The organism is Pseudomonas khavaziana, assembly GCF_036704165.1.
Taxonomy (GTDB): domain Bacteria; phylum Pseudomonadota; class Gammaproteobacteria; order Pseudomonadales; family Pseudomonadaceae; genus Aquipseudomonas; species Aquipseudomonas khavaziana.
In genome coordinates, this window is the sequence record NZ_CP129946.1 from 2,382,990 (window position 1) to 2,406,270 (window position 23,281).

Below are 23,281 nucleotides of genomic sequence, written 5' to 3' on the forward strand. Positions count from 1 at the left end.
TCATGACGCGCCTCACTGTTCTGGGCGCCGCCGCTATCATCATTGTTACGGCGGCCCCGGCCGCAGCCGTGGACCCGGACAAACCACTGATCGTCCCCGCCACTGTTACTATTGTCGCCTTCGACCAATTGGATGCCACAGCTCTGGCCCTGCATCCCGGCTCGACGCTGCTGGACAGCGACCTGGATGAGGAATACGGCAAGTACGTCTATGAAGTCGAGCTGGAAGATCGCAACGGCATTGAATGGGACGTTGAACTGGACGCGCTCACCGGACAGGTTCTCAAGAATCATCAGGATACGTAATGAAGGTTAATTTACGCGTGGGCAGTCGAGTGGCGCTGGTGCTCATGGTTTTTTGCTCCAGCCTGGCGGCCCGCGACCTGAATCAGGATGAGGCTTTGGAGCTGCGCCAGCAGGGCGTGATCCTGCCGTTGGAGCAACTCTTGCAGCAGGCCATGGCACGGTATCCCGGCTCACGGCTGCTGGAGGCTGAGCTGGAAAAGAAACACGGCGAGTACGCCTATGAAGTGGAATTGGTGACCACCGAAGGCGTGGTACGCGAGATCAAGCTTAACGCGACCGACGGCGCGCTGATCAAAGATGAGGAAGACTGATGCGCCTGCTCCTGGTGGAAGACAACGTACCCCTGGCCGACGAGCTGCTGGCCGGCCTGCAGCGTCAGGGCTATGCCGTCGACTGGCTGGCCGATGGCCGCGACGCCGCATATCAAGGTTGCAGCGAACCCTATGACCTGATCATCCTCGACCTGGGCCTGCCCGGTTTGCCCGGGCTTGAAGTGCTTGCGCAATGGCGCGCCGCTGCGCTGGCCATCCCGGTGCTGATCCTTACCGCCCGCGATTCCTGGGCCGAGCGTATCGAAGGGCTCAAGGCCGGCGCCGATGATTACCTGAGCAAGCCCTTTCACCCCGAAGAACTCTACCTGCGCATCCAGGCGCTGTTGCGACGTTCCCACGGCCACGCCAACCAGCCCACCCTGCAGGCCGCCGGCCTGCATCTGGATGAAGGGCGCCAGTGTGTGTTGCGCGACGGCGCCGAGATCCAGCTGACGGCGGCCGAATTTCGCTTGCTGCGCTACTTCATGCTGCATCCCGAACAGATCCTGTCGAAAAGCCATTTGGCCGAACATCTGTACGACGGAGAAACCGAGCGTGACTCCAATGTGCTGGAGGTGCACGTCAACCATCTGCGCCGCAAGTTGGGGCGCAGTGTGATCGAAACCCGGCGCGGCCAGGGCTATCGGTTTGGCGCCGCCCCGGCATGAGGTCGATCCAGCGGCGCTTGAGCCTGGGCCTGATCAGCGTGATGGTGGGCGTTGGCGTGGTGCTGGCACAAACCAGCCTGTGGCTGTTCGAGGCCGGTTTGCAACGCTATCTGGAAGCGGGCCTGCGCAATGACAGTGAGAACCTGCTGGTGGCGTTGGTGCGCGGGCCCAACGGCGTACAGCTGGATGAGCAACGCCTGTCACCGGCCTATCAGCGGCCGTTCTCCGGGCATTATTTTCGGATCGACTTTGCCGATACCCATTGGCGTTCCCGTTCACTCTGGGACCAGGAACTGCCCCGACTGCCCGAAGCGGGGCTCAAGGGCAACCTGCAACTGGGGCCGGAAGGCCAGCAATTGCTGGTGTTGCGTTCGGACTACAAGCGCTTCGGCCTGCCGATTTCCATCAGCGTGGCCCAGGATTACACACCCGTGCGGGAGAGTTTTCGCCTGATGCGCCAGATTGGCCTGGTGATGGGGCTGGCGGCGCTGCTGCTGGTGCTGGTCCTGCAGCGGGTTACCGTGCGCCGCGCCCTGCGCCCATTGGAGACGGCGCGCAACCAGATCGCCCAACTACAACAGGGCCAGCGCTCGCAGCTCGATACCCAGGTGCCGTTGGAGCTGGAGCCGTTGGTGGCGCAGATCAACCATCTGCTGGCGCACACCGAAGACAGTCTCAAGCGTTCCCGCAATGCGCTCGGCAACCTGGGGCATGCGTTGAAAACCCCAATGGCGGTGTTGCTGAGCGCAGCTTCCAGTGAGGCGCTCAAGAATCACCCGCAGTTGAGCCAGCTATTGCGCGACCAACTGGAGCAAATCCAGCAACGCCTCAACCGCGAGCTCAACCGGGCACGGCTGGCTGGCGAAACCCTGCCGGGCGCCTTGTTTGATTGTGAAAAAGAACTGCCCGGCCTGCTGGCGACCTTGAACATGATCCATGGCGACCATCTTGACCTCAGCTATCACGTTTCGCCGGGCCTGCAATTGCCCTGGGACCGCGAGGACTTGCTGGAATTGCTTGGCAATTTGCTGGACAACGCCTGTAAGTGGGCGGATGCCGATATTCGGCTGAGCGTCAGCGAAACCCAGCAAGGCTACCTGTTGGTGGTGGAGGACGACGGTCCCGGTATTCCCGAAGCCCAGCGTAACCAGGTCGTGGGTCGCGGCGCGCGACTGGACGAGCAAATTGACGGACATGGCCTGGGTTTGGGGATCGTGCGAGACATTGTCGAGGTGTGGGGCGGGACGTTGCAATTGCAGGAAAGTGAGCTGGGTGGGCTTAAGGCACTGGTCGAGTTACCCAAGCGTTAATGCCCGGCTAAATCTCTAAACGTGTGGGGGCTTGCTCCCGTGGCGGCCTGACAGTCAACGGCTGCCCAACTGAGGCGTCGCGATTCAAATGTGGGGCTTGCCCCCGATGAGCATGGGTATCTACACAACTTTGGTATGCCGCTGCTCCTATGCAAGGGAGCTTGCTGCCTGGCAGCTTATAGCTATCTAACTGATGCACCGCGATCCAAATGTGGGAGGGGCGGTGCGATGATTCGACTTGCCCCCGATGGCGGCCTGACAGCCGACCAGGATGTTGGATCAGACTGAGTACATATCCGTTGCTGCGGTAACGGCCACTTAGGGTTACGCCCTTACGACGTGTCACTTTTGTAAAGGCACAAAAGTAACCAAAAGGCCTTCGCCCCAACACTCGGCACCTCGCTTAGGCTCGGTGTGCCCGAACGCAGGCTTGAATCCGTGGGCCGCCGCCACGCGCCATCCATGGCGCGGGGCGGCTAACCCGGCGTCCTGCCGGGTTACCCACGGATTCAAGCCTGCGTTCGGCCAGCGTGTTTGACGGGGCGCCTGAGATCAAGATCAAAAGCCAGAGCAACAGCAACAGCGCAAGAGCAAGCAGATGTGTAGATACCTATGTCCCGATGAGCATAGGTATCTAAACAACTCTGACGTAGCGACCGTCAGTAACCACGATGCGCAGCGAGTCGCTCTTGATCTTGATCTGCTTTTGATCTTAGGCGCCCCGTTAAACCACGCTGGCCGGAATTCGACAGGGATTTGGGGGGTAAACCGGCAGGGATGCCGGTTTAGCCGCCCCGCGCCATGGATGGCGCGTGGCGGCGGCCCCCCAAATCCATGGCGGATTACGGGCACACCGAGCCTGGGCGAGGTGCCGAGTGGTGGGGCAAGAGCGTTTGGGTTACTTTTGCGCTTTTCAAAAGTGACCCGCTGTAAAAGCGGAACCCTAGGTGGCCGTTACCGCAGGAATGGATATGTACTCGGTCTGATCCAATACCCTGGTCGGCTGTCAGGCCGCCAGCGGGAGCAAGCCCTCTCCCACAGTAGATCTCCATTAGGCTTACACCCTGAACTGATCCATCAACCCCTGTTGTTGATTCGCCAGGCTGTTCAACGCCTGGCTGACCCGCGCCGATTCATTAGCCTGCTCCGATAATGACTCGGTCACATCGCGAATGGTCGCCACATTGTTATTGATCTCTTCGGCCACCGCGCTTTGCTCTTCGGCGGCGCTGGCGATCTGCAGGTTCATGTCGCTGATCACCGTGACCGCATCGCCGATCTGGCGCAAGGCTGTTACCGCTTGGCCGACCTGTTCGACGCTGCCTTGGGCCTGGCGATAGCTGTTGCCCATGGAGCCGACGACCTCGGTGGTGCCGCTTTGCAGTTGCTCGATCACCAGGCGGGTTTCTTCCACCGATTCCTGGGTGCGCCGCGCCAGGTTGCGCACCTCGTCGGCGACCACGGCAAAGCCCCGGCCGGCTTCACCGGCACGGGCGGCCTCGATGGCGGCGTTGAGCGCCAGCAGGTTGGTCTGCTCGGCGATGCCGCGAATCACTTCGAGCACCGAGCCGATTTTCTCGCTGTTGGCGGCCAGGCCTTCTACCTGGGCCATGGCGGTGCTCATGTCGGCGGCGAGGTCGCCAATGTTGACGGTGGTGCGGTCGATCACGGTCAAGCCTTCGCGGGTGGCCTGGTCGGCGTCGCGAGCGGCCTGGGCCGCCTGGGCGGCGCTGCGGGCGACGTCCTGGGCGGTGGCGCTCATTTCGTGGGAAGCGGTCGCCACCTGATCCACCTGGCGGTACTGCTGCTCCATGCCGGCACTGGTTTGCGTGGCAATCGCGGCGGACTGGTCGGCGGTGCCACGGGCGTCCTGCACCGAGCGTTTGACCTCGGCAATGATCGGTTGCAGCTTGTCGAGGAAGCGGTTGAACCAGCCGGCCAACTGGCCCAGTTCGTCCTGCTTGTCATAGGCCAGGCGTCGGGTCAGGTCACCTTCGCCGCTGGCGATATCTTCAAGCATGTGTGCCACGCCGAGGATCGGCCGGGTCACGCTGCGCGCCATCAGCCACACCAGTATCAGGCCTACCACAGCGGCCAGCAGGCCCAGGCCAAGCTCCAGCAGGGTGCCTTTGGCATTGTCGGCGTCCAGCTGGGTTTTCAACGCCTCGGCGGGCGCCACCAGGACTTTTTCCGGTACATCCAGCAACACGCCCCACGGCTTGCCCCCAGGGATCGGCGCAAACGGTGCCAGTACCTTGAGCTGATGGCCGGCGCGCAGGCTGTGGGTTTGAGTACTGCTGGCCAAGGCGTTGACCAGTTGCGCGCCGCTGACCGTGTCGACCTGCGCCAGGCGCTGGCTGAGCTTGCTGGCATCCGGGCTATAGCCGGCAAGCAAACCGGTCGGGCTGAGGATGCTGACCTGGGTCTGGCCGTCGTACAGCTTCTGGCTGGCCTGTTGACTCACGGCCTGCAGGCTGTTGAGGTTGATGTCCACCGACAGTGACGCGATGACTTTGCCATTGACCATCAGCGGGAACACGATGCTGGTCATCAGCACGTTCTGGCCGTCGATCACATAAAAGTAGGGTTCGATCACACACGGCTTGAGCGTGGTACGCGGGCAGGTGAACCAGGCATTGGCTTTTTCGCCGCTGGGGCTGATGGAAGTGTCGGTCATGTCGCTTTCGGGCAGCGCCATCGAAGTGATCTTGCCCGGCGTCGGCTGCGACCAGTACAAGGCGAATCGGCCTTTGTCATTACTGCCCAGTTCCGCCTGGTTGGCGAACAACTCGTCCTTGCCATCCAGCGCATTGGCTTCGAACACCAGAGACAAACCCAACAGGTCGGGGTTGGCTTGCAGCGCGGCCTTGACCTGGCGGGTCAGGTCTTCACGGGTATCGAAGGCGTCGAGAAAGCGTTTCTCTGCCTGCTCGCGCAAAAACAGCACCTGGCGGGAAAACCCATGGCCGTATTGGTAGGCATCCATGAACTGCTGGCGGATGCCCAGCGCCTGCACTTCACCTTGAGCCTCGATGCGCGCCTGGGCGGCTTCGTCCAGCATCTGCATACTGGAGGCCTTGACCTGCTCCGAGCTCTGCGCCATGCGATACAGCGACAGACCCACCAGCAGGGTCACGATCCCCAGCAGGCACAGGCCCGCGAGCAGGGTGATTTTCCATTGAATGGAGAGCTGCCTGAGCGACATCGGGACATCCTTACCTGAAAGCACATGGAAACAGCTTATCGGCCGGGGTGCGTGGTTCTTTATTCAAACGATCAATTTAACCCCCAAAGCGGCGTCGTTTTTTGACATGCGCGCCTGCCTGCTGCAAAGTGCGCGCCCTCTAATAAGACCTCTTTCAAGCCTGCACGCCGGCAGCTGTTCCCATGGGCCGTGCGCGGGCATGCCGGTCTTTTTTGTTTTTGCTTGAGGTAACCATGATTAACGCAGTCATCGCCGCGGTCGGCACCATGCTGGTACTCAGCCTGTCCCGCGTGCATGTGGTCATCGCCATTATTGTTGGCGCCCTGGTGGGCGGTTTGACGGGTGGCCTGGGGATCGACGCCACGCTCAAAGCCTTCAACGGCGGCTTAGGTGGCGGTGCAACCGTGGCGTTGTCCTACGCGTTGCTCGGTGCTTTCGCGGTGGCAATCGCCAAGTCCGGCCTGGCCCATGCCTTGGCGGACAAGGCCTTGCTGCTGGTCGATCGCCAGGAAGCCAGCGGCGGTAGCCACGTTAAATGGTTGTTGATTGGGCTGTTGTGGGTGGTGGCGATTGCTTCGCAGAACATCCTGCCGATCCATATTGCGTTTATCCCGCTGCTGGTGCCGCCGCTGCTGTATGTGCTGACCAAACTGCAACTGGACCGCCGTCTGATCGCCTGCGTGATGACCTTCGGCCTGATCACGCCGTACATGTTCCTGCCGGTGGGCTTCGGCAATATTTTCCTCAACCAGATCCTGCTGGCCAACGTAGCCAAGAGCGGGGTGGATATCAGCCAGGTCAACGTCACCCACGCCATGGGCCTGCCAGCACTGGGCATGGTGGTCGGCCTGCTGGTGGCGGTGTTTATCAGCTACCGCAAGAAGCGCGTGTACGACCTGGAAAAAATCGAGCGCGTCGAGCAAGTGGCGGTGCAGTACAACCCGCTGACCCTGCTGGTGGCCGGCCTGGCGATTGCCTCGGCGTTTATCATCCAGCTGTGGCTGGACTCGATGATCATCGGCGCCCTGGCCGGATTCCTGATCTTCTCTGTATCGGGCATCGTGCGCTGGCGCGACACCGATGACCTCTTTACCGAAGGCATGAAGATGATGGCGATGATCGGCTTCATCATGATCGCCTCCTCGGGCTTCGCCGAAGTGCTCAAGGCCACCGGTGACGTGCGCTCGTTGGTGGAAGCCTCGGCGGCGTTCATCGGCCATAGCCGGGGGGTAGGGGCCTTGCTGATGCTGCTGGTGGGGCTGCTGGTGACCATGGGCATCGGCTCATCGTTTTCCACGGTGCCGATCCTTGCGGCGATTTTCGTGCCGCTGTGCGTGCAGCTGGGCTTCAGCCCGTTGGCCATCGTGTGCATTGTCGGCACCGCCGGTGCGTTGGGCGATGCCGGCTCGCCTGCGTCGGACTCAACCCTCGGCCCCACCTCCGGTCTGAATATCGACGGCCAGCACCACCATATCTGGGACACCGTGGTGCCGACCTTCCTGCACTACAACATCCCGCTGCTGGCGTTTGGGTGGCTGGCCGCGATGACGCTCTGATGAATTCCCTGTAGGAGCGAGCTAGCTCGCGAAAAAAACCAACGATAATGCGAACAGCCTGACACCCCGCAGAGTTCTAAGGTTCTTCGCGAGCAAGCTCGCTCCTACAGAAATTACTCACCTGGCCGTTAACCTCTCAAGCCGCCACTAATAAGAGAGAAAAGCCATGCGTCTGAGTTTGAAGGCCAAAGTCCTGGCCCTTGCCGTAGTGCCTGTATTGTTGTTTGCCGTGGTCATCAGCCTGACCACCGTGTGGATTCTCCAGGGCCAGGCGCGCAACGAAGTGGATGAAACCCGCCAACGCCTGCTCAACGACGCCAAGGCCACCCTGCAAAGTTATGTCGAAGTGGCCATGAGCACCATCAAGCCGCTTTACGATGCGGCGGCCCCGGGCGACACCGCAGTGCGGGCCCAGGTGGTCAAGCTTTTGTCCAACACCAGCTACGGCAAGGACGGCTATTTCTTCGGCTACGACTCCGAGACCATCCGCCTGTTCAAGGGCAACAGCCCCGACGGCGTGGGCAAAAGCTTCAAGGACAACCGCGACCCCAACGGCGTCTACGTCAATCGCGACCTGGTCAAGGTCGGCAAGGACGGTACCCACTACCTGCAATACAGCTCGACCCAGCCCGGCCAGACCGAACTGGTGCCCAAGCTCGGCTATACCGAATACCTGCCCAAGTGGGACATGGTCATCGGTACTTCGGTGAACCTGGACGGTATCGAGGCCCAGGTGGCGGTGGTCGAAGCCAAGGTCGAGAAACGCATGGAAGGCGTGCTGCTGAGCATCCTCGGCGTGGCGGTAGTGGTACTGCTAGTGATTGCCGCCGTGGGTATGCTGGTCGCAAATACCATCCTGCGTCCACTGAGCCTGATGAAGGCCAACCTCGACGACATCGCTGCAGGTGAAGGCGACCTGACCCGGCGCCTGGCCATTACCAGCCAGGATGAGCTGGGCGACCTGGCCGGTGCGTTCAATCGCTTTGTCGATAAAATCCATGGGTTAGTGCGCCAGATAACCGAAATGACCGCCCAGCTCACCGGGCTGGTCAGCCAGGTATCCGACCAGGCCCAGCGCTCCGAGCAAGCCATGGAACGCCAGCGCCACGAGACCGACCAAGTGGCCACCGCGATCAACCAGATGTCGTCCGCTGCCCATGAAGTGGCGCGCAGTGCCCAAGGCGCCGCTGTCGCCGCGCAACAGACCGACGCCGAAGGCCAGGCCGCCAAACGTGTGGTGGACGGCAGCATCGCGCAGATCCATGCGCTGGTGAACGATATCCGCAGCAGTGGTGTGTCCCTGGACAGCCTGCAGCAGGATGTGTCTTCGATTGTCAGTGTGCTCAGCGTGATCCGCTCCATCGCCGAACAAACCAACCTGCTGGCGCTCAATGCTGCCATTGAAGCCGCACGGGCCGGGGAGGCCGGGCGCGGGTTTGCCGTGGTCGCCGACGAAGTACGCGCCCTGGCCAGCCGCACCCAGACCAGCACTCAGGAAATCCAGGGCATGATCGACCGCCTGCAAAAAGGCACCGAGGCTGCCGTGGACGCAATGCGCCGCTCCAGCGATGCTGGCGACGGCACCTCGGCCCAGGCCAACCAGGCCGGGGCGTCCCTGGATACCATGGCCCAGTTGATCGGCACCATCAACTCGATGAACGCGCAGATCGCCAGTGCTGCCGAGGAGCAAACCGCCGTGGCAGAAGAGATCAACCGCAGCGTGCATCAGATTGCCGTGGCAGTGGACAGCGTGGCGGATGAAACCCAACTGGGTGCCCAGACTTCCCGCAGTCTGGCGGATCTGGGCCAGCGCCTGGGTAAGTTGGTCGGTCAGTTCAGGATCTGACCCTTCACAGGTCGCGCATCAGCAGGCCAAAATGCAGGTCCATCTCGGCCGGCAAGGGCACATACACGGTGTGCCCGTCCCCCGGTGCCACCTTAATGGCTTCATCCTTGGCGTTGCGCAAGGTGGCCAGGTCAAAGTGAAAGTTTTCGGCCGGCGTCATTAATTCCAAGTGATCGCCAACGGCAAAACGATTCTTCACCTTGACCTCTGCCAATCCGCCACGACGCTCGCCGGTCAGCTCACCGACAAACTGCTGTCGCTCGGACACCGAGCTGCCGTTCTGGTAGTTCTGGTATTCGTCATGCACATGACGGCGCAGGAAACCTTCGGTGTAGCCGCGCTGGGCCAGGGACTCCAGGTTGGTCATCAAGCTGCGATCGAAGGCGCGCCCGGCCACCGCGTCATCGATGGCCTGGCGGTACACCTGGGTGGTGCGTGCGCAATAGAAGTGGGATTTGGTGCGGCCTTCGATCTTCAACGAGTGCACGCCCATCTGCGCCAGGCGCTCCACATGCTGCACGGCGCGCAAGTCCTTGGCGTTCATGATGTAGGTGCCATGTTCGTCTTCGAAGGCAGGCATTGATTCATCGGGACGATTGCTTTCCCGCAGCAGGAACACCTGGTCGATGGGTGTGCCGATCCCCAGCGTCGGCTGATATTGCTGGACGATGTCGCCGGTCACGTTCTCTACCGCGGGCGTGGCCTGGTATTTCCAGCGGCAGGCGTTGGTGCAGGAGCCTTGGTTGGCGTCGCGCTTGTTCATGTAGCCCGACAGCAGGCAACGTCCGGAATAGGCCATGCACAAGGCGCCATGTACGAACACCTCCAGCTCCATGGCCGGTACGTGCTGGCGGATTTCATCGATCTCTTCCAGGGACAGCTCCCGTGACAGGATCACCCGGGCAATCCCTTGTTGCTGCCAGAACGCCACGCTGGCCCAGTTCACCGTATTGGCCTGCACCGACAGGTGAATCGGCATCTGCGCAAAGTGTTGGCGCACCAGCATGATCAGCCCCGGGTCGGACATGATCAGCGCATCCGGGCCCATGGCGATCACGGGCGCCAGGTCTTTGAGGAAGGTCTTGAGCTTGGCGTTGTGCGGCGCGATGTTCACCACCACATAGAAACGCTTGCCCTGGTCATGGGCTTCCTGGATACCCAGCGCCAGGTTGGCATGGTCGAACTCGTTGTTGCGCACCCGCAGGCTGTAGCGCGGCTGGCCGGCATAGACCGCATCGGCGCCGTAGGCGAAGGCGTAGCGCATGTTCTTCAAGGTACCGGCAGGGGCGAGGAGTTCGGGGGCGATCATGGGGGCATGGGCTCGTGTCGCAAAAAGGCGCGAGGGTAGGGCAGGTTCGGTTACGGTTTATTGATCCAGGTCGCCCTTTGCTGGATTTTTGGAACAGGTGCGCAAGCTGGATATCAGGCCCCCGGTGGCTATCGACAATAACTATGCGATCCGGCGCAGCTTCGATAACCAATGCTGGCCTGCTGCTATCTGTTCGACGCCCAGGGACAATCGCGCTACAGCCATTTTGGCGAAGGGCGCTATGACGCTCAGGAGCAGGAGATACAGGCGCTTTTGCAGGAGGCAAAGGCCCAGGCCCCGGCCATCGAATAGGCGGTCTATGCTTGTTCAATAAACAAGGGCACTCCCAGGTTTCGCCGCGGACTAAGCAACAGGGCCGACACCGGCCCTCTGCTTTTTTGACATGGATCGGACATGAATCAAACCAACCTGCAATTCAAGACCCTGTTGTTGCTGCTGGCCCTGGTGACCATCGCTTTTATCTGGATATTGCTGCCGTTCTACGGCGCGGTGTTCTGGGCAGTGATCCTCGGCATCATCTTTGCGCCCATGCAACGCCGCCTGCAGCAGCGGTTCAATTGGAACCGCAACCTGACCTCCCTGACCACCTTGATGGTGTGCCTGGTGATCGCGATTCTGCCGGTGATCATTACCAGCGCGTTGCTGGTGCAGGAGGGGGCCACGCTGTACAAAAACGTTGAGAGTGGCAAGCTGGATGTGGCCGGTTATATCGAGCAATTCAAGCACTTCCTGCCGCCATACTTCCAACACCTGCTCGACCGCTTCGGCATGGGCAATCTGGAAGGGCTGCGGGAAAAAGTGGTCAAGGGCGCAATGCAGGGCAGTCAGTTCTTTGCCTCCCAGGCGTTCAGCTTCGGCCAGGGCACGTTTGATTTCCTGGTGAGCTTTTTCATCATGTTGTACCTGCTGTTTTTCCTGCTGCGCGACGGCCCGGAGCTGGTACGCAAGGTGCGCACGGCGGTGCCGCTGGCCGAGCCGCAAAAGCGCCGCCTGCAGCTGAAGTTCAACCGGGTGGTGCGCGCCACGGTCAAGGGCAATGTGTTGGTGGCCGTGACCCAAGGCGCATTGGGTGGCTTTATATTCTGGTTCCTGGATATTCCCAGTGCATTGCTCTGGGCGGTATTGATGGCGTTTCTGTCCCTGCTGCCAGCGGTGGGCGCAGGGATTGTCTGGGGCCCGGTGGCGGTTTACTTCCTGCTCAGCGGCTCGATCTGGCAGGGCGTAGTGCTGGGGCTTTTCGGTGTGTTCGTGATCGGCCTGGTTGACAACGTGCTGCGTCCGATCCTGGTGGGCAAGGACACCAAGATGCCGGACTACCTGATCCTGATCTCGACCTTGGGTGGCCTGTCGGTGTTCGGCCTCAACGGCTTCGTCATCGGGCCACTGGTGGCGGCATTGTTCATGTCGTGCTGGGCGTTGTTCGTCGAAACCAAGCCACGGGTCAAATTGCCGTTGCCCTAGGCTTGAAGCCTGAAGTTGGCTACTCGTTGGCGCTGTGTCTCGGCGTCGGACAATGACGTGAGCGGGCCGCTGATCGGCTCGCCATCGCGGACCACGTACCAACAGGCAAGCAAGCCGAGCTTACGTAAAGGGGCTGGGACGGCGCTGCCGATGACAGACATGATTTGAACAGTGGGCATAAGTACCTCCAATCGTTATGGAGGTCACCTTACGGTGCGCCGGCGTTGGGGAAAAATCACCTGGCTCGATAGTCGACATCGACACCAGGCGTTAATCCACCACTTGGTCAAGCATGTTCACCACTTCGTGCTCACTGAGCAGCCCCTTGCGCACCAGGTTTTCGGCCAGTAATGCGAGGAACTTCGCACTGCGGTGGCCCTCGAGGTGCTTGAGTTCGGTCAAGGCACTGTAGACCTTGCTGGACGTGCAAAGCCCGGCGGTGCGGTGCGGATTTTGTGTGGGCATGGGCAATCGTCCTTAATTGTTATTGGGTGGACTGGGTCGATAGTGAGACTGTTTTATGACGCAACCATGACAGTTCGCGCCTGGGCCGATCAAGAGGATACTGCGCCCTTATGATGTGGGATAGACGCTTGGGCATTGTTCTCACAGCGACATTGGGAGGATGAATCCGGACTTTTCGGGCAAAAAAAGGCCCCGCTCAGAAGCGCAATGCCGTTCAGTTAAGCGAAAGTGCTTCACTGTAGGAGCAAGCTTGCTCGCGAAAAACGCCCAGGCAACGCGTTCATTCTCGATAAGCGCGGTGGCCCTGAGTTCTTCGCGAGCAAGCTCGCTCCTACAAAAAGCTTAACTGAACGGCATTGCGCTCAGGAGCGAGGCCCATTCAAGTCACTCAATTCAAACCTACCAACCGCGGCCGTAGTAGCCGTGGGGATGGCCGTAGTAGCCGCGAGGCGGGCCATAGTAGCCACGTGGTGGGCCGTAATAGACCGGTGCCGGGCGGTAATAAACCTGCTGTTGCACATACACCGGCGGTGGCGGCGCGTAATAGACAGGCGGCGGTGCGGCATACACTGGCTGCGGCTGGACGTACACCGGTTGTTGCACATAGACCTCACGAGGCTGGCTGGCAACTACGGAGCCAACTACTGCTGCGCCAACAAGTGCGCCCAACACTGCCGGGCCACCCCAACCACCACCGTGGGCGGAAGCTTGGCCGGCCATTGCGAGTGCACCGATCAGCAAGGCGATTCTGGGGATTTTACGAATCATGGTCATTCCTCGGTTAGCCCCTGCGCTTGTGGTCTGCAATCAATAGACTCAAGGATTGTCGCGGGGATACTTTTAAGACAACGTGTTTCAAAAAAACAGCACTTCCATTAGGTAAAGGTTGTGTAAGGTCTGTACCGATTTGCTTACTTCAAGGAGTTACCCATGCAGATGCACCCCAACAAGGACACCCAGTTGTGCATGTCACTGTCGGCGCGCCCCGGGAACTTTGGCCTGCGTTTTCATAACCACTTGTATGAACAACTGGGTCTGAATTTCTACTATAAGGCCTTCAGCAGCCAGGACCTGCCCGGCGCGATCGGTGGTATTCGCGCCTTGGGCGTGCGTGGTTGCGGAGTATCGATGCCGTTCAAGGAGGCCGCCATTGCCTTAGTGGACGAACTTGACGATTCAGTTCAAGCCATTGATTCGCTCAATACCATCGTCAACACCAACGGCCACCTCAAGGCCTATAACACTGACTACATTGCCATCGAGCAATTGCTGAAAAAGCACGCGGTGCCGACAGATTCCACATTCGCCCTGCGCGGGAGCGGCGGCATGGCCAAGGCGGTTGCCAGTGCCTTGCGTGATGGCGGTTATGCCCGGGGCGTGATCGTGGCGCGCAATGAAGCTGCGGGCCAGGCATTGGCGCGCAACCTTGGGTATGAGTGGCAGGCGGACCTGGGCGACTTGCGCCCGCAGATGCTGATCAATGTGACGCCCATCGGCATGACAGGTGGGGCCGAGGCGGATGCATTGGCGTTCGAGGCCGACGCGATCGATCAGGCGGAAACTGTCTTCGATGTAGTGGCTATCCCGGCTGAAACACCCCTGATCGTGCGTGGGCGCGCCAAGGGTAAGCGGGTGATTACCGGGCTGGAGGTGATTGCGATCCAGGCGCTGGAGCAGTTTGTGCTGTACACCGGCGTGCGTCCGACGCAGGAGCAATTCCAGGCGGCAGTGGCCTTCGCCCGTAATTGAAGGCCGCTTGAGCGCTGATGTTGGAGGGGGCTTGATGACGGTGTATCAGCCCCAGATGCACTTATTGGACGCCCTCATCGGGGCATAGTGATCTACACAACTTCTGGCATGGCGCGGTACCTGTGGGAGGGGCTTGCCCCGGTGGCGGCACCCCCCAAATCCCTGTCGAATTCCGGCCAGCGTGGTTTAACGGGGCGCCTAAGATCAACAGCAGATCAAGATCAAGAGCCACTCGCTGCGCATCGTGGTTACGGTTGGCTGCTACACAGTTGTGTAGATACCCATGCTCATCGGGGGCAAGCCGAATCGTCGCACCGCCCCTCCCACATTTTTTACTGTGTCAGGCCTGTTCCAGCTGTGCCAGGCGTTCTTCCAACGCTGCAATCCGGGCTTCCAGTTCTTCGATACGTTCCAATGGGACCGAGCTGCCAGGCCCACGCTCCACCGGACTGCCCCGCGCCGTGAGTATCGCCTCGATATCCGCCGGGTCCCCCAATGCATGGGTATACCGGTCTTCCCGCTGCCCCGCCTGACGCGGTACCAGCAACGCCAACCCACGCGCAATCAGGCGTTCCAGCTGATGCACGACCTGCTCGGCATCCTCGAAATCATGCATGCGCCCGCTGCGAGTCAGCAGCTCATTGACCGTCTGCGGCCCGCGCAGGAACAATAGCCCGGTCAAGATCACCTGGGCCGGCACCAGTTCCAGGGCCTTGTCCACACGGTGTTCCCAGCGGTCGGCGCGGCTGCCCATCACCAGGCGGGTAAAGCCTTGGCCTTCCAGCGCGCGCAGGCTCTGGCCGACCTGGCCTTGGCTGAGATTCATCACCGGCTCGCGGCTGGTCTTCTGGTTGCAGGCCAGCACCAGGGCGTTGAGGGTCAGTGGGTAGGTTTCCGGGTTGGTGGCCTGTTTCTCGATCAGGCAGCCCAGGACGCGGATTTCCGTGCTGTTCAGGCGCGGCTCAGGGGTGTCGGTGTCGTGCTCGGCGGTCATCGCGCTTTCCCTATGCAGTGAAGGTCACCAGCGTAATCCTCAAAAAATAAAAGACAAGCGCCGGGCATGGCTATAATCGCCGCTGGTTCAAACCCCGCCATTACCAGAGACAGCCATGACTATTTCCCTGTACGCCGCTTCTATCCCAGTCTTCAAGCAAATGCTCACCGCCCTGAGCGGTGTGTTGACCAAGGCCGAAGCCCACGCCGCCGCCAGGAACATCGAGCCGAACGCCTTGCTGCAAGCGCGTCTGTTCCCCGACATGTTCCAACTGGTGCGCCAGGTGCAGATCGCTGTCGACTTCGCCAAGGGCGTTTCCGCTCGCCTGGCCGAGATCGAAGTACCCAAATATGAAGACAGCGAAGTCACCTTCGCCGACCTGCAAGCGCTGATCGCCAAGGTCCTGGCGTTCGTCGACACCATCAAACCCGAGCAGATCGATGGCAAGGAAGGTATCGAGATCGTCACCCGCCCTGGTACTCCGAAGGAGAAGCGCTTCAGCGGCCAGTCCTATCTGTTGACCTACGGCCTGCCGCAGTTCTTCTTCCACGTCACCACCGCTTACGCCTTGCTGCGTCATAACGGTGTGGAAGTGGGCAAGCGCGATTACATGGGCGCATTCTAAGCCGCCACAAAAAAGCCCGGGAGCGTTCTTCAACGAACCATCCCGGGCTTTTTCATGGCTGGTGTTTAAGCCGGCTGTTCTTCCTTGCCCAGACACGCCGCCGCAGTAAACAGCACATCGGTCGACGAGTTGAGCGCAGTTTCCGCCGAATCCTGCAGCACACCGATGATGAAACCGACGGCCACTACCTGCATGGCGATTTCACTTGGAATGCCGAACAGGCTGCACGCCAGTGGAATCAGCAGCAGCGAACCACCCGCCACCCCCGACGCACCGCAGGCACACACCGCGGCAACCACGCTGAGCAGCACGGCTGTAGGCAGGTCCACGGCGATCCCGAGGGTGTGCACGGCCGCCAGGGTCAGTACGGTGATGGTGATCGCGGCACCGGCCATATTGATGGTGGCGCCGAGTGGGATCGATACCGAGTAGGTGTCTTCATGCAGGCCCAGGCGTTTGCTCAGCGCCAGGTTGACCGGAATGTTCGCCGCCGAACTGCGGGTGAAAAATGCGGTGATGCCGCTTTCACGCAGGCACATCAGCACCAACGGGTAAGGGTTGCGGCGTAGCTTCCAGAACACGATGGCAGGGTTGATCACCAGCGCCACGAATAGCATGCAGCCGATCAGCACCACCAGCAGATGGGCGTAGCCGAGCAGGGCGCCAAAGCCGGAAGTGGCCAGGGTCGAGGCCACCAGGCCAAAGATGCCCAGCGGGGCGAAGCGGATCACCACGCGCACAATCAGGGTCACGCCGTTGGACAGGTCGTCCAATACCGTGCGGGTGGTTTCGCCGGCATGACGAATGGCGATGCCCATGCCGATGGCCCAGGCCAGGATGCCGATGAAATTGGCGTTCATCAGCGCGCTGATCGGGTTATCCACCACGCTGAGCAGCAGGCTTTGCAACACTTCGCCAATGCCGCCGGGAGCGCTCACGGTGGCGTCATGGGTGGCGAGGACCAGGGAGGAGGGGAACAGGGTGCTGGCCACCACGGCAACCACGGCAGCAGCGAAGGTGCCGAGCAGATACAGGAACAGGATCGGGCGGATATGGGTTTCCTGGCCGTGTTTATGGTTGGCGATCGAGGCCATCACCAGCACAAACACCAGGATCGGTGCGACCGCTTTCAGCGCTGTGACAAACACCTTGCCGATAAAACCGGTGGCGCGGGCAGCCTCGGGTAATAACAAGGCCAGCACGATCCCGGCGATCAGGCCGATGACGATTTGGGTGACCAGGCTGACGCGCATTAGACGTTGCAACAGGGAAGGGGCAGCAGTCATAAAGAGTTGTCTCTAGTTTTTTTAGTTGGGTACAGCATTGCAGGCAGAAAGTACTGTAGGAAGTAGGCGCGAAGTCTAACATGCTGTACGAAGCGTCTCGTTCGCTGCGGCATTCCGTCACCCGCGTCCGTCGGGCTTGGCCAAACCCGGACATATCCTGTTAATATTCACCCCTCTCATCTTTCCTCTCCGTCAGCGGGCCCCCAGGGCTGTCGTTGATGTCGTCGTTTCTGGAGTTTTCATGTTGTTCCCTATCCTGCTGCTGTCGGCTGCCGGTTTTACCGTGCTGACCACAGAATTCGTCATCGTCGGCCTGTTGCCGTCGATCGCCCGGGACCTGAATGTCAGTGTGTCCCAGGCTGGGCTGCTGGTGACGCTGTTTGCATTTACCGTGGCGGCGTTCGGTCCCTTTCTGACCGCGTACTGCGCACGATTCCAGCGCAAGCGCCTGTTTATCAGCATCCTGATCATGTTCGCGGTGGCCAATACCGTGGCGGCATTGGCGCCCAATATCTGGATAATGTCCCTGGCCCGTTTGATTCCTGCCTTGGGGCTGCCGGTGTTCTGGGCCCTGGCCAGCGAAACGGCGGTGGATATCGTCGGCCCGGAGTTCGCCGGACGTGCGATTGAAAAAATCGGCTTCGGCATCGTCTGCGCCACGGTGTTCGGCATTCCGGTGGGTACGCTGATTTCCGATATGTTCGGCTGGCGCAGTGCGTTCGCTGTGCTCGCGGTAATTGCCCTGGCCAAGGCGTTGCTGCTGTTTATCTATTTGCCGGTTACCCGGGCGAAGAACGAGCAGGTCACCTTGCGCTCACAATTCAAGATCCTGCGCAGCCCGGTGATGCAAGGGCATATCCTGCTGTCGATCCTGGTGTTCAGCGGCATGTTCACCGCTTACACCTATCTGGCAGACATCCTTGAACGTCTGGCCGGGTTCGACGGTACGCTGGTGGGTTGGTGCCTGATGGGCTTTGGCGCAGTCGGGCTGATCGGCAACGCTCTTGGCGGGCGCGCCGTGGATCGTCACCCGTTGATCGCATCCATGGTGTTCTGCGGGTTCATGATCGCGGGCATGGTGGCAGTGGTGCCAGCGATTCACTCGACCATCGGCCTGGCGGCGGCGATGGCGGTGTGGGGCGTGACCCAGGCGGCGATGTTCCTGGTCAGCCATGTGCGGCTGATGAAGGCTGCGCCCCATGCGCCGGCATTCGCCGCATCGCTGAATATCGCCGGGGCCAACCTCGGCATTGGCCTGGGCGCGATGGTCGGTGGGCATGTCATCGATACCCTGGGCCTGGGCAGTCTGGGGTTTGCCGCTTCGGGCTTCATCCTGGTGTCGATCCTGCTGGCACTGTGGCTGATGACGGCCAAGCAATCGGTCGCTGCCAGCACCTGAGAGATCAGGGCAGGGCGGTAAACAACTCCCGCCGGGCACCTTCGGTAATCGCCACGATGCCAGGGTGCTTGACCTTGCGCTCCACCGAAATCGCATAGAACGACTCGGTCACCGCATCGGTCTGGCCGATCAGGGCCACGCCGTATTGGCGTACCACTTCGTCGGCGATCACGCTGGGGGCAATAAAGATCCCACTGCCGGATTGCCCGAACGCCTGCATCAGCGCACTGTCATCGAACTCGCCGATGATCCGGGGCTGAACCTGCTGCTCGGCGAACCAGCGCTGCAAGCGGCTGCGCACCACCGTCTCCGCCCCCGGGATCAATAGCGGCGCGCCCTGCAAACACTGTGGGAAATCACCGCCATATTGGTCAGCCAACGCCTGGGTGGCGAAAAAACTGATACCGCATTCCCCCAGCTTCTGGCTGTAGCCCTTGATGTCCAGGTGCGTGGGCATGGGGCTGTCGGAAATCACCAGGTCCAGGCGCTGGATTGCCAGGTCGGCCAATAAACGTTCGAGTTTATCTTCACGGCAGGTGATGCGGATCGGTTCGCTCAGCTCCATGGTCGGTGCGATCAACCGGTAGACAATGGACTTGGGTACCACATCCGCCACCCCGACCCGGAACGGAATCTGTTGTTCATCGGGCTGGGCGCGCAGCATCGCCTCCAGTTCATTGCCGGTCTGGAACATCTGCTCGGCGTAGGGCAGGGCCTGGCGCCCGGCTTCGGTCAGCTCAAGCTGGCGCCCCACACGCTGGAACAGCGCAATGCCGAAGGTCTGTTCCAGCAGGCTGATCTGCCCGCTGATGGTCTGGGGCGTGAGGTTCAGTTGCTCGCAGGCGCGCACGATGCTGCCGGTCTTAGCTACCACCCAGAAGTAATGCAGCTGTCGATAATTGAGCATGACGGTCTACACTTCGTGAAAACCGAAGTATACACGAGAAAAATACGAATTTTCCTGAACTGTTTGCCTGCATAGAATGCCTCGCTATCGCGGGGCCACTATTTGGACCCAATGGTTCTAACGAGGAATACAGCATGAAACTCAATTCCCTGGGCGCGGCGTCGGTGCTTGCGCTTTCATTGGTAATGATCAGTGGCTGTGATCAGGTCGAGAAAAGCGCGCAACAGGTGTTGGGCAAGGCCACCGAATCGGCCAAGCAGGCCATCGACGACACCCACAAGGCCGCCGAACAGGCATTGAGCGAAGCGACCCAGGGCTTGATCAGTCCTGAGAAGCAGGAAAAAGACGCCGAAAACAACGCTGAATCCGACACAAAAGAAACCTAATTTTCCAGCACCACCACGTCAGGACTGACCTATGGATTACCTTTTACAACTGGCCGCCAGCCCCACCGCCTGGGTGGCCCTGGCCACCTTGATCGTCATGGAAATCGTGCTGGGCATCGATAACCTGATCTTCATCTCGATTCTCACCAACAAATTGCCCGAGAAGCATCGGGCCAAGGCGCGGCGCATCGGTATCAGCATGGCGTTGATCCTGCGCCTGGGCCTGTTGAGCACCATCGCCTTCATCGTGCAGCTGACGGCGCCGGTATTCGAAGTGTTCGGCCAGGCGTTTTCGTGGAAAGACATGATTCTGATCGCCGGTGGCCTGTTCCTGGTCTGGAAGGCGACCACCGAGATCCATCACAGCATGGACCCGGAACCCGAAGAAAAGGCCACCGTCAGCAACGGTGTGACCATCGGTTTTGCCGCGGCCATCGGCCAGATCCTGATGCTCGACCTGGTGTTCTCCATCGACAGCATCATTACTGCCGTGGGCATGACCGAGCACTTGCCGATCATGATCATTGCCGTGGTGGTCTCGGTGATCGTGATGCTGGTGGCGGCCGAACCTTTGGCCAAGTTCATCAATAACAACCCGACGGTGGTGATGTTGGCCCTGGGCTTCCTGATCATGATAGGTATGACCCTGATCGCTGAAGGCTTCGGTGCCCATGTACCTAAAGGCTACGTGTATGCGGCCATGGCGTTCTCGGCGGCGATCGAATGCCTGAACATCGCCCGACGCAACCGGCACGCACGTCTGCTTGCTGCCCGGCAGTAACGCTTAACCTCAAAAGCCAGCCGCGCTCATTAGAGCGCAGTTGGCTTTTGGCTATCTGGTAGAATTCTCCTACACGATAGTCAGAGGTTTTCCATGAGCGAGCAGATTCGACTTACGCAGTACAGCCATGGTGCGGGTTGCGGTTGCAAGATCTCGCCCCAGGTGTTGGAAGTGATTCTGGCCGGCAGCGGCGCACAAAACCTCGATCCCAACCTCTGGGTGGGCAACGCCTCACGCGATGACGCAGCGGTATACGCCATCGACGACGAGCGCGGCGTGGTCTCCACCACCGATTTTTTCATGCCGATCGTCGACGACCCCTTCGACTTCGGCCGCATCGCCGCCACCAATGCCATCAGCGACATCTACGCCATGGGCGGCGACCCCTTGATGGCCATCGCCATTCTCGGCTGGCCGGTCAATGTGCTGGCGCCGGAAATTGCCCGCGAAGTAATCCGTGGTGGTCGTGCTGTATGCGACGCTGCGGGCATTCCGTTGGCGGGTGGGCATTCGATCGATGCGCCGGAACCGATCTTCGGACTGGCCGTGACCGGCATCGTGCAAAAGCGCCATATGAAGCGTAACGACACCGCCACTGCCGGCTGCCGCCTGTACCTGACCAAACCCTTGGGCATCGGCATCCTCACCACCGCCGAAAAGAAGGGCAAGTTGCGCGAGGCCGATATCGGCCTGGCCCGTGACTGGATGTGCACCCTCAACAAACCCGGCAGCCGCTTTGGCAAGTTGGCGGGTGTGATGGCCATGACCGATGTCACCGGTTTCGGTTTGCTTGGCCACTTGGTGGAAATGGCCGACGGTAGCGGCCTGACGGCCCGCATTGAATATGCAAAAGTCCCGCGCCTGCCAGGAGTTGAGTACTACCTGGACCAAGGTTGCGTCCCGGGCGGCACCTTGCGCAATTTCGACAGCTACGCCAGCAAGCTCGGCCGTGTGCAGGAGTTGCACAAGCGCGTGCTGTGCGACCCGCAGACCAGCGGTGGCCTGCTGATCGCTGTCACTCCAGAAGGCGACGCCGAGTTCCACGCGGTGGCTGCCGAGCTCGGCCTGGCCCTTGAGCCTATCGGCGAATTGTTTGAGCGACAGAGCAACGCGGTAGAGGTGATTTGATGGCGGCTGACATCACCGATTACCGCGACATCTTCCTCAACGACCGGCCCATGATGGATACCCGCGCGCCGGTCGAGTTCAACAAGGGTGCCTTCCCCGGGGTGCTTAACCTGCCGCTGATGAACGATGATGAGCGTCAGCGGGTCGGCACCTGTTACAAGCAGCAGGGCCAGCAAGCGGCGATTGTACTGGGGCATGAGTTGGTGGCCGGGGCGACCAAGGTCAAGCGCATCGAGCAGTGGGCGCACTTTGCCCAGGCCAATCCCGACGGCTACCTGTACTGCTTCCGTGGCGGGCTGCGTTCGCAGATCGTGCAGCAATGGTTGAAAACCGAAGCAGGCATTGACTATCCCCGCGTTGGCGGTGGCTACAAGGCCATGCGTGTGTTTCTGCTGGAGACCCTGGAGCAGGCAACCAGCCAGTGTGATTTCGTGCTGATTGGCGGAATGACCGGCACTGGCAAAACCGAAGTGCTTGGCCAACTGCGCAACGCCCTGGATCTGGAAGGCCATGCCAATCATCGTGGTTCCAGCTTCGGCAAGCGTGCCACGTCGCAACCGTCGAATATCGACTTTGAGAACCGCCTGGCGGTGGACTTGTTGAAGAAACGTGCGCGCGGCATCGAGCAGTTTGTGGTCGAGGATGAGAGCCGCATGATCGGCAGTTGCGCCTTGCCCTTGCCGTTGCACAAGAGCATGCAGACATTTTCGATGGTGTGGCTGGAAGACAGCGTCGAGGGCCGTGTCGAGCGCATCCTGGATGATTACGTGGTGAACCTTTGCGCCGAGTTCATCGAGATGTTTGGTGAAACCGGTCAGGCGTTATTCGCCGAGCGCCTGACCCAGAGCCTGGCCAATATCCATAAGCGCCTGGGCGGTGAGCGGTTCCAGCGGTTGCAGGCGGTGTTGCAGGACGCTCTGGCGGAGCAGGCGCGTACTGGCGCCGTGGATCTGCACCGGGTGTGGATTGAAGGATTGCTGCGCGAATACTACGACCCGATGTATGCATTCCAGCGTGAAAAGAAAGGCGCCCGGGTCGAGTTCGTCGGCGAGCAGGCAGCAGTGGTGGAGTATTTGCGTGAGCGCAGCGTACGACGAGGTTGATAAGTGAGTTTCAGGAGCATCTTCGCAAGCAAGCCCGCTCCCACATATTGATTGGTGAACACCGTCAAAATGTGGGAGGGGGCTTGCTCCCGATGGCGGCCTGACAGCCAACCAGGATGTTGGATCAGACCGAGTACATATCCGTTGCTGCGGTAACGGCCACTTAGGGTTACGCCCTTACGGCGTGTCACTTTTGTAAAGGCACAAAAGTAACCAAAAGGCCTTCGCCCCAACACTCGGCACCTCGCTTAGGCTCGGTGTGCCCGAACGCAGGCTTGAATCCGTGGGCCGCCGCCACGCGCCATCCATGGCGCGGGGCGGCTAATCCGGCGTCCTGCCGGGTTACCCACGGATTCAAGCCCGCGTTCGGCCAGCGTGTTTGACAGGGCGCCTGAGATCAAGATCAAAAGCCAGAGCAACAGCAACAGCGCAAGAGCAAGCAGTTGTGTAGATACGTATGCCCCGA

The 23,281-nt window shown here is 60.5% G+C and carries 22 protein-coding genes and 3 pseudogenes; 16 read left to right on the plus strand and 9 right to left on the minus strand.

The features are described 5' to 3' along the window. Window positions 1-2 precede the first annotated feature (2 nt). The 4 genes from QYQ93_RS10690 to QYQ93_RS10705 are packed head-to-tail and all read left to right on the plus strand — an operon-like array spanning window position 3 to window position 2,594. Window positions 3-305 carry a PepSY domain-containing protein gene (locus QYQ93_RS10690; protein ID WP_043050975.1) on the plus strand — a complete coding sequence of 101 codons (303 nt, stop codon included), beginning with the start codon at window positions 3-5 and terminating at the stop codon, window positions 303-305. Continuing rightward, window positions 305-616 carry a PepSY domain-containing protein gene (locus QYQ93_RS10695; RefSeq protein ID WP_043050974.1) on the plus strand — a complete coding sequence of 104 codons (312 nt, stop codon included), beginning with the start codon at window positions 305-307 and terminating at the stop codon, window positions 614-616. Before QYQ93_RS10690 ends, QYQ93_RS10695 begins: the two co-directional genes overlap by 1 nt. Further along, entirely contained in the window at window positions 616-1,284 is a 669-nt protein-coding gene (locus QYQ93_RS10700) for a response regulator transcription factor (RefSeq protein WP_043050973.1), read from the plus strand. Before QYQ93_RS10695 ends, QYQ93_RS10700 begins: the two co-directional genes overlap by 1 nt. Then, window positions 1,281-2,594 carry a sensor histidine kinase gene (locus QYQ93_RS10705; RefSeq protein WP_043050972.1) on the plus strand — a complete coding sequence of 438 codons (1,314 nt, stop codon included), beginning with the start codon at window positions 1,281-1,283 and terminating at the stop codon, window positions 2,592-2,594. The genes QYQ93_RS10700 and QYQ93_RS10705 overlap by 4 nt, the downstream gene beginning before the upstream one ends. A gap of 1,057 nt (window positions 2,595-3,651) precedes the next feature. Here QYQ93_RS10705 and QYQ93_RS28545 read toward each other — a convergent pair. Together QYQ93_RS28545 and QYQ93_RS28550 are read right to left on the minus strand one after the other, a co-directional pair. Next, entirely contained in the window at window positions 3,652-4,407 is a 756-nt protein-coding gene (locus tag QYQ93_RS28545) for a methyl-accepting chemotaxis protein (RefSeq protein WP_404822072.1), read from the minus strand. 102 nt (window positions 4,408-4,509) lie between these two features. Further along, window positions 4,510-5,799, minus strand: a pseudogene (locus QYQ93_RS28550) (HAMP domain-containing protein); the annotation flags it as partial. A gap of 236 nt (window positions 5,800-6,035) precedes the next feature. Here QYQ93_RS28550 and QYQ93_RS10715 point away from each other — a divergent pair. From QYQ93_RS10715 to QYQ93_RS28560, 3 genes and pseudogenes are all read left to right on the plus strand, one after another. Continuing rightward, the gene (locus QYQ93_RS10715; protein WP_161793259.1) at window positions 6,036-7,355 is read left to right on the plus strand and encodes a Na+/H+ antiporter family protein; all 1,320 of its coding nucleotides are present in this window, start codon (window positions 6,036-6,038) and stop codon (window positions 7,353-7,355) included. A gap of 166 nt (window positions 7,356-7,521) precedes the next feature. Continuing rightward, window positions 7,522-8,343, plus strand: a pseudogene (locus QYQ93_RS28555) (cache domain-containing protein); the annotation flags it as partial. A 102-nt stretch (window positions 8,344-8,445) separates the two neighbouring features. Further along, window positions 8,446-9,201, plus strand: a complete 756-nt coding sequence (locus QYQ93_RS28560; protein ID WP_370881256.1) for a methyl-accepting chemotaxis protein — start codon at window positions 8,446-8,448, stop codon at window positions 9,199-9,201. Window positions 9,202-9,205: 4 nt separating this feature from the next. On the opposite strand, the gene yegQ is transcribed toward QYQ93_RS28560, so the two are convergent. Continuing rightward, complete coding sequence (yegQ, locus tag QYQ93_RS10725) at window positions 9,206-10,510, minus strand: tRNA 5-hydroxyuridine modification protein YegQ (RefSeq protein WP_043051644.1); 1,305 nt, start codon at window positions 10,508-10,510, stop codon at window positions 9,206-9,208. 91 nt (window positions 10,511-10,601) lie between these two features. On the opposite strand from yegQ, the pseudogene QYQ93_RS10730 reads away from it, so the two are divergent. Continuing rightward, window positions 10,602-10,822: pseudogene (locus tag QYQ93_RS10730) on the plus strand (redoxin); the annotation flags it as partial. A 102-nt stretch (window positions 10,823-10,924) separates the two neighbouring features. Beyond that, window positions 10,925-11,992: an AI-2E family transporter gene (locus QYQ93_RS10735; protein WP_043051643.1), complete on the plus strand. Its 1,068-nt coding sequence runs from the start codon at window positions 10,925-10,927 to the stop codon at window positions 11,990-11,992. Here the strand turns inward: QYQ93_RS10735 and QYQ93_RS10740 are convergent. The 3 genes from QYQ93_RS10740 to QYQ93_RS10750 all read right to left on the minus strand — a co-directional run bounded on the left by QYQ93_RS10740 (window position 11,989) and on the right by QYQ93_RS10750 (window position 13,231). Continuing rightward, on the minus strand, window positions 11,989-12,171 hold the full coding sequence (locus QYQ93_RS10740; RefSeq protein ID WP_043051642.1) for a hypothetical protein: 183 nt from the start codon (window positions 12,169-12,171) through the stop codon (window positions 11,989-11,991). The genes QYQ93_RS10735 and QYQ93_RS10740 overlap by 4 nt on opposite strands. A gap of 91 nt (window positions 12,172-12,262) precedes the next feature. Beyond that, window positions 12,263-12,457, minus strand: a complete 195-nt coding sequence (locus QYQ93_RS10745) for a hypothetical protein (protein WP_003190284.1) — start codon at window positions 12,455-12,457, stop codon at window positions 12,263-12,265. 399 nt (window positions 12,458-12,856) lie between these two features. Beyond that, window positions 12,857-13,231 carry a hypothetical protein gene (locus QYQ93_RS10750; protein WP_043051641.1) on the minus strand — a complete coding sequence of 125 codons (375 nt, stop codon included), beginning with the start codon at window positions 13,229-13,231 and terminating at the stop codon, window positions 12,857-12,859. Between the two features lie 156 nt (window positions 13,232-13,387). Between QYQ93_RS10750 and QYQ93_RS10755 the strand changes: the two genes are divergently transcribed. After that, window positions 13,388-14,206: a shikimate 5-dehydrogenase gene (locus QYQ93_RS10755; protein WP_043051640.1), complete on the plus strand. Its 819-nt coding sequence runs from the start codon at window positions 13,388-13,390 to the stop codon at window positions 14,204-14,206. 340 nt (window positions 14,207-14,546) lie between these two features. On the opposite strand, the gene QYQ93_RS10760 is transcribed toward QYQ93_RS10755, so the two are convergent. Continuing rightward, the gene (locus QYQ93_RS10760) at window positions 14,547-15,200 is read right to left on the minus strand and encodes a YceH family protein (RefSeq protein WP_043051753.1); all 654 of its coding nucleotides are present in this window, start codon (window positions 15,198-15,200) and stop codon (window positions 14,547-14,549) included. A gap of 115 nt (window positions 15,201-15,315) precedes the next feature. On the opposite strand from QYQ93_RS10760, the gene QYQ93_RS10765 reads away from it, so the two are divergent. Further along, complete coding sequence (locus QYQ93_RS10765) at window positions 15,316-15,825, plus strand: DUF1993 domain-containing protein (RefSeq protein WP_043051752.1); 510 nt, start codon at window positions 15,316-15,318, stop codon at window positions 15,823-15,825. A gap of 65 nt (window positions 15,826-15,890) precedes the next feature. Here QYQ93_RS10765 and sstT read toward each other — a convergent pair whose 3' ends face one another. After that, window positions 15,891-17,111, minus strand: a complete 1,221-nt coding sequence (gene sstT, locus QYQ93_RS10770) for a serine/threonine transporter SstT (RefSeq protein WP_043051751.1) — start codon at window positions 17,109-17,111, stop codon at window positions 15,891-15,893. Window positions 17,112-17,352: 241 nt separating this feature from the next. Here sstT and QYQ93_RS10775 point away from each other — a divergent pair, with 241 nt between their 5' ends. Further along, window positions 17,353-18,510, plus strand: coding sequence for an MFS transporter (locus QYQ93_RS10775; RefSeq protein WP_043051750.1), 1,158 nt, complete (start codon window positions 17,353-17,355; stop codon window positions 18,508-18,510). Window positions 18,511-18,514: 4 nt separating this feature from the next. Here the strand turns inward: QYQ93_RS10775 and nhaR are convergent, their stop codons facing one another. Next, window positions 18,515-19,417, minus strand: coding sequence for a transcriptional activator NhaR (gene nhaR / locus QYQ93_RS10780; RefSeq protein WP_124400123.1), 903 nt, complete (start codon window positions 19,415-19,417; stop codon window positions 18,515-18,517). Window positions 19,418-19,551: 134 nt separating this feature from the next. On the opposite strand from nhaR, the gene QYQ93_RS10785 reads away from it, so the two are divergent. From QYQ93_RS10785 to mnmH, 4 genes are all read left to right on the plus strand, one after another. Further along, the gene (locus tag QYQ93_RS10785) at window positions 19,552-19,803 is read left to right on the plus strand and encodes a hypothetical protein (protein ID WP_043051748.1); all 252 of its coding nucleotides are present in this window, start codon (window positions 19,552-19,554) and stop codon (window positions 19,801-19,803) included. 31 nt (window positions 19,804-19,834) lie between these two features. Continuing rightward, complete coding sequence (locus tag QYQ93_RS10790; protein ID WP_034119028.1) at window positions 19,835-20,584, plus strand: TerC family protein; 750 nt, start codon at window positions 19,835-19,837, stop codon at window positions 20,582-20,584. Between the two features lie 93 nt (window positions 20,585-20,677). Next, window positions 20,678-21,712: a selenide, water dikinase SelD gene (selD, locus tag QYQ93_RS10795; protein ID WP_338476888.1), complete on the plus strand. Its 1,035-nt coding sequence runs from the start codon at window positions 20,678-20,680 to the stop codon at window positions 21,710-21,712. Beyond that, complete coding sequence (mnmH, locus tag QYQ93_RS10800; RefSeq protein ID WP_043051746.1) at window positions 21,712-22,815, plus strand: tRNA 2-selenouridine(34) synthase MnmH; 1,104 nt, start codon at window positions 21,712-21,714, stop codon at window positions 22,813-22,815. The genes selD and mnmH overlap by 1 nt, the downstream gene beginning before the upstream one ends. Window positions 22,816-23,281 lie beyond the last annotated feature (466 nt).